The sequence below is a fragment of the Mesorhizobium sp. M7A.F.Ca.CA.004.12.1.1 genome, from assembly GCF_003997835.1.
In the GTDB taxonomy this organism is placed as follows: Bacteria; Pseudomonadota; Alphaproteobacteria; order Rhizobiales; family Rhizobiaceae; genus Mesorhizobium.
The window spans coordinates 1-5,809 of sequence record NZ_RZRK01000386.1; the positions used below are offsets into that span (position 1 = coordinate 1).

General features: G+C 63.1%; 4 protein-coding genes, 2 tRNA genes and 1 pseudogene. All 7 read right to left on the bottom strand.

Annotated elements, in window-relative coordinates:
- Window positions 1-162: 162 nt before the first annotated feature.
- Entirely contained in the window at window positions 163-1,353 is a 1,191-nt protein-coding gene (locus tag EN984_RS20090; RefSeq protein WP_127267432.1) for a beta-ketoacyl-ACP synthase, read from the bottom strand.
- A 56-nt stretch (window positions 1,354-1,409) separates the two neighbouring features.
- Window positions 1,410-1,691 (bottom strand): acyl carrier protein, encoded by a 282-nt coding sequence (locus tag EN984_RS20095; RefSeq protein WP_010909964.1) that lies wholly within the window; start codon window positions 1,689-1,691, stop codon window positions 1,410-1,412.
- Between the two features lie 232 nt (window positions 1,692-1,923).
- Entirely contained in the window at window positions 1,924-3,066 is a 1,143-nt protein-coding gene (locus EN984_RS20100) for a slipin family protein (RefSeq protein ID WP_023812260.1), read from the bottom strand.
- Window positions 3,067-3,418: 352 nt separating this feature from the next.
- Window positions 3,419-3,488: transfer RNA gene (locus EN984_RS20105), tRNA-Asn, on the bottom strand.
- A gap of 2 nt (window positions 3,489-3,490) precedes the next feature.
- Window positions 3,491-3,564 (bottom strand) — tRNA-OTHER (locus EN984_RS20110).
- Between the two features lie 229 nt (window positions 3,565-3,793).
- Entirely contained in the window at window positions 3,794-4,342 is a 549-nt protein-coding gene (locus EN984_RS20115) for a histidine phosphatase family protein (RefSeq protein ID WP_127267431.1), read from the bottom strand.
- 103 nt (window positions 4,343-4,445) lie between these two features.
- Window positions 4,446-5,809: pseudogene (locus EN984_RS20120) on the bottom strand (tetratricopeptide repeat protein); the annotation flags it as partial.

Consider the following 5,809-nt stretch of genomic DNA (forward strand, 5'->3'; position numbering starts at 1 on the left):
CGAGGTCAGCGCCGCCCAATTAGCGGCCTTGCCGACGCCAAGCGAGGTCACCACGCCGATGCCGGTGACGGCAACGATCGGCCTGCCCATATGATCGTTCAGATTGGCCATGCGGTAGCCCTCGATCGTCTATCGTTGCGGCATGGATCGTGGACCACCGCCTCAGGCGGCGTTGACGAGCGCCATGCCCTCGAATTGGTGATAGCCGATCGCCGTTGCAAGGACGGTTGCGGGAACCCCTTCGAACGGCTTCTCGGCTGCGGCGTCAAAAACAGGGTAGGCGGCCTTGCGATCGACGGCCAGCGCCGCCAGTGCCACAGCGAAGGGAAACTGTGCTTCCTTCATGTGTCCGGTCAGCGTCGAGAAACCGCGCGCGGCAATCGCCGGATTGGCATCGAGCGCGGCTTTCTCGGCGATGGTTGCCGTATGGGCGCCCGACGCGCCCGACATGGCCAGCAATTTGCCGTTCGGCATTGCAGCCTGCTTGAGCAGGGCGGCGATCTGGGCGTCGAGTTCTCCCCGTGGGCGCCTGGCGCGGCCGGAGACGACCGGCCCAAGCTCGGCATAGATCTTGCGGCCGCGGCTTATCGCGTGTTCGCGCTGCTCCAGTACCAGGAAGGCACCGCCGGATCCAGTCACGACGCCGCCGCCCTCAGCCCCCTGTCTTTGCCAGACCGGCTTCCACTGGCCGCGATGCAGATAGCCGGCGAGTTCATAGCCGAGCAGCATGTCGGAATGTTCGGTCTGGAAGGCGCCGCCGACCAGGATGTGCGTCGACTGGCCGGAGCGGATGCGCGCGGCTGCTGTCTCGACGGCGGCGACACCGGCACCTTCCTCGCCCATGAAGGTTCTGGATGAGCCGGTCACCTTGTGGACGATGGAGATGTTGCCGGCGAGCAGATTGGAAAGCTGCGCCAGGAACAGTGTCGGCCGCAATTCGGTGGTCAATTTCTCGTTGATCAGCACATCGCGGTCGTTGCGGCTTTCCGACGCGGCGAGAATGGCGGCATCGACCGCCTCGTCGCGTTCGCCGCCGCCCGCGGCCACGACCATGTCCATGGTCGTGCAGAGTTCGTCATTGCCCTTGATGCCGGCGTCGTCCAGCGCCAGGCCTGCGGCATAGGTGCCGAGCCTCTGCCAGGTTTCCATCTGGCGCTGATCGCCACGTTTGGCGATCTGCAGGTTCCAGTCGATCTCCGGCAATGGATGAACGGTATAGGGTGCAAAGCGCGCCGCTTCGAGCACCGGTTCCAGCCCCGGCTGCACGAGCTTTTGCCAATGGGCGTCCGGACCTTCCCCCAGCGAGGAGACAAGGCCGATACCTGATATGACGACGTCGCGGGGGCTGCTCATGTGCGGCTTTGTGGGTCAGGCGGCAGAGCGCGTCAAGATCGAACGCTCAACCGATGTCAGGCGGTCTTGGCGGCAACCAGCGCGTCGATCTTGGCGCACAGGTTCTTCATGACGAAGTAATCGTCCGTCGAAGCCTTGCCGTCATTGACCTCCTGGGTCCACTTTTCCAGTGGCACCTTGATGCCGAATTCCTTGTCGATGGCAAAGACGATGTCGAGGAAATCGAGGCTGTCGATGCCGAGATCGTCGATCGTGTGGCTCTCGGGCGTAATCGTGTCGATATCGATCTCGCTGGTGTCGGCAATGATCTTGGCGACTTTGTCGAACGTGGTGGACAAGGGCTTTTCCTTCGGTTGCGGGCGGAATCTGTCCGCATCTTGTTTGGGCGCTGTCTAATCGGTTTTTCCCGGCAGGAAAAGGCCTGATGCGCCGGGCGCAGATGGGTAGGGCATCCAGGAAACGCAAGAAGGGCCGCCGGTTTACCCGGCGGCCCTTCTGTTGACGTCACGTCAGCCTTTGTTTCGATGCAGGTCGTTTTTCCAAAACCGGAACCACTTTGGGCGACATGCATCAGCTGTCGCGGAGCTTGACCAGATCGTTCAGCAGCCCGCCGGTTCCGTTGTGGACGGTCAGCCGCTCGACCTTGCCGGCGATGGTTTCCAGAGCCTCGAGCTCCTTCAACCGCAGCATCACCGGGTTTTCCGCCATCACCCTGGCCGTGTTGAGGAGGGAACGCGTCGCGTTCGTCTCCTCGCGGCGACGGATGATGTTGGCCTCGGCCTGCTTTTCGGCCGACACCACCTGGTTGAGGATCTCGCGCATCTCGCCCGGCAGGATGACATCCTTGAGCGCGATATCGCTGACCTCCACCCCGATCTCGGCCATATCGGCGCGGACCTTGCCAGCGGCCTCTTCGTCGATCGTCACCTTCTTTTCAAGGATCTGATCGAGTGTCAGCGCGCCAAGGGTCTTGCGGAAGGCGTACTGCAGGGCGCGGTAAAGGGCTTCGGAGAAGTCCTTCACCATGCTCACCGCCTTGACAGGATCGACGACCCGGTATTCGGCCGCGATGTTGACGCGGATCGTCACGCGATCCTTGGTCAGCACTTCCTGCCCGGCAACGTCGAGCGACTGGCGCTTGAGGTCGACGACCTTGATCTGCACCATGCGTCCGACGTTCCAGAAGCCATGCACGCCCGCCGTCAGCGTCCTGACCAGAACACCGTCGATGAACAGCAGTCCGGCCTGACCGTCGACGACCGGATGGACGGACATCAATTCCGCCTTCCGGGCCTGGCCGAGCCGGCGCATGACCGCCGCATCGATGGCGAGATCGACTGATGTGTCGATCAGCGTCACCTTCCACGGGCCGGCATCCGTCCACAGCACCAGCTTGCGGTCCGGCGCCAGCACGGCGTGCAGATTGCCGTCGCGCTCGATGATGGCGACATCCGTGCGCCCGGTGCGAACGACGGTGAAATGACGCGCGGCCACATCCGGGAGCTTGTCGAACAACGCCTTCTCGTATGCCGAAACGAATTCCGGGTTCTTCAGATCGTGCCGGGACACTTCGAGGCTGCCGCGCCGGTTGGCGAGCCAGTGCTCGCCCGGCAGCAGGACAGTCTTGATTTCCCCCTTGTGGAGGGTGAGGGCACGTTCGTTTTCCTTTACGAGGACGCGCTCGCGCCCAAGAACCTTGTCGAGAATTGTCATTGTCTTACTCCTGTCGGGCATGGCCCCATGCGAGGCGTCAAGTCATGCGTCGATCGTTCCTTTCGTTTCTCGTTTCACGTCGTCTCTTGCGTCACAGCCCGGGCACGAATGATCCGGGGACTGGTGGCATCAATCCGTGGCGGGCCTTCGGGAGCGGATCGCGGGGCAGTGAAGCGGGCGCCGGAGGCCTTGGCCTCCCTTGCCGGCGACGCTGCGCCTTGATCGTCACCGCGGGCCTGGCCGCGAGCCGATGGCGAAAGACGCTTGGGATGATCCGCGCCCGAGGGCTTGGGCCATCCGTCCAGTCTTTCGCATTCCAGTCCCCGGACCGTTTTTCGGATGGCTTTTCAGGCCAATGGAGAAGGAATCGAACCTTCGACAGTCAGATTAACAATCTGATGCTCTAACCAAACTGAGCTATCCGTGGTGCAGATGAAGGGAATTGAACCCCCGACCTCCGGACCCAAATCCGGCGCTCTCCCGCTGAGCTACATCCGCGATCCCAATCCCCAAAGCAGCGCCGTATACAGGGCGGCAAAGCCGCCTGCACGGGCGGAGGCGAAAGCTCCAACCGTTGTGCTCACTTCGGTTCTCGTGACCGGGAGCGCGCCTATAGCCCCTGCGACGGGTTGTCGCAAGCGGCATTGTCGTGGCGGATTTGCGGCTTCTTGCGGCGGTGGCATTTAGGCAACACCGCTTTCGACGTCAGCGATCGCGCGCAGGGCGCTCAGAAGGTGACGCGGCCGAGCACGCGCAGGCCATCGCCCTGCGGCTCCACGACCACGGCCTCGCCTTCGCGCGGTGAGATGCCGGTCAGCGCCACGATGTCTTCCAGATGGGTAACCATGACCAGATTGTCGGAGCCGGAATAGGCGCGGATTTCTTTGAGGATCGCCGCGATCTGCGCGGCTTTCTGCGCCTCGTCGCCCTTCAGGAGATCGAGCGGAGCAAACAGCTCCGGCTCGGCCTCGAAGGCGATGCGGGCAGTGTCGAGGCAGCGGCAATAGCGGCTGGACAGCACACGCTCGATCGGTGCCGCACGGGCGGCAAACAGAGCGCCGATCTTGCTCGCCTGCTGCTTGCCACGCGCCGACAGGTTCATCTGGGTGGCACAACTGTCGATGTCGAAATTGGCCGGGTCGGTGGTGCCGGTGACCATGGCATGGCGCAGCAGCACGACATGTCCGCCATCGCGCAGCAGCGCCCAGCCTGCATCCGTGGCGTGGGCTACGCCGGGAATAAGAAACAGGAACAACGCCAAGGCAAATCGAATCATCCGCTATCCTTCTCCGGTTCCCGGCAATGGGTTCCGGTGACGGGACATATAGGGACGGTAAAGCCAGCCGAAAGACAAGGCGCGGTCGGCGGGATGCGTAGACCTACTTCTTCGCCATCTGCTTCTTCACCAGATCGATCTTCTGGTCGGTGAGCGGGATGGGGATCGTGTAGCCGGCTTCGGTAAAGCCCTGCTTGGCGTTCTCGAAGAATTCGATCGCCTTTTGATATTCGGCCTTGCCCCCGCCATAGCTGGCTCGGTTCCAGCTGACGTCACCGAGATTGTTCTGCGCGAAGGCCCATTGCATGGGCAGGCCTTCCCTCGAGAATACCTTCAGCGTCGCCGTGAAGGCGGCCTCGGCGTCACCGAGATATTTGCCGGTGCGTTCGAGATTTCCGAGGTTGAGCAGGCTCATGCCGATGCCGTTCTGGGCGTTGGCCCAGTCGACCGGTGCCGCGTCGACGGTGAGTACTTCGAGGGCTGCCCGGCGGGCCGCTATGGACTCAAGCAGGGTCCTGGAGTCGGCATTGCTCATGCTCAGCCAGTGCAGCGTCGAGCCGAGGCCGGCCTGGGCTAGCGCCCATTGGCGGGGATTCGTCTCGCGCTTGTACTCGCGCAACGCATCGCGGTAGGCGGCAATGGCTTCACCATAATGTTCCGGCTTGTCGGTCACGCCGCCCAGAAGCTGCAGCGTGTTGCCGAGATTGTAGTGGCTCATTGCCCAATCGCGAGGGAATTTCCGTCTGACATAGACCTGCCGGGTCGCCCGGAAGGCGCTCGCCGACTGCTCCAGCTTGGCCGCGTCGCGGGTGCGCTGGCCAAGCGTCTGGTAGATCGAACCGAGATTGTTCTGCGCCGACGCCCAGTCCATCGGGAAACGCTGCCGGGTAAAGACCGTCAGTGCGTCATCATAGGCGGCCGCGGCCTCTTCAAGCGCGCCGGTGCCCATATCGAAGCGGGCGACGCCGCTCAGCGCGTTGCCGAGGTTGAGCCTGCTGGTCGCCCATGAGACGGGGAAGGTCTCACGGGTTCGCACCTCGAGCGCGGCACGGAACGCGTCGGCCGCTTCGTTTATCTTCGCCTTGTCGTTGAGCTGAATGCCGAGCGACACCAGCGTGTTGCCGAGATTGTTCTCGACCATCGCCCATTCCACCGGCGCCGTTTCGCGTGTGTATTCCTCAAGTGCCAGCCGGTAGGCCGCCTCGGCTTGCGTCAGATGTTCGCCGGCGGCCTCGCGCTCGGAAAGCGCATAGAGCGCCAGGCCGAGATTGTTCTGCGAAGCGGCCCACTCGAGCGGCACTTTTTCGCGTGGGCGTTTCTGGAGCGTCGCGCGCATCGCCACAACCGCCTCGTTCAGGCGCTTCGGGTCGCTCTCGCGCTCGCCGATCTTCAACAGCACATTGGCCAGATTGTTCTGCGCGGCGGCCCAGTTGAGGTCGTCCTTCTCGCGCTCGAACACGACAAGGG

What these genes read in the sequence shown, in the direction of transcription:
- EN984_RS20090 (WP_127267432.1), bottom strand. Translation starts at nt 1,353, where the DNA reads ATGAGCAGCCCCCGCGACGTCGTCATATCAGGTATCGGCCTTGTCTCC.
- EN984_RS20100 (WP_023812260.1), bottom strand. Translation starts at nt 3,066, where the DNA reads ATGACAATTCTCGACAAGGTTCTTGGGCGCGAGCGCGTCCTCGTAAAG.
- EN984_RS20115 (WP_127267431.1), bottom strand. Translation starts at nt 4,342, where the DNA reads ATGATTCGATTTGCCTTGGCGTTGTTCCTGTTTCTTATTCCCGGCGTA.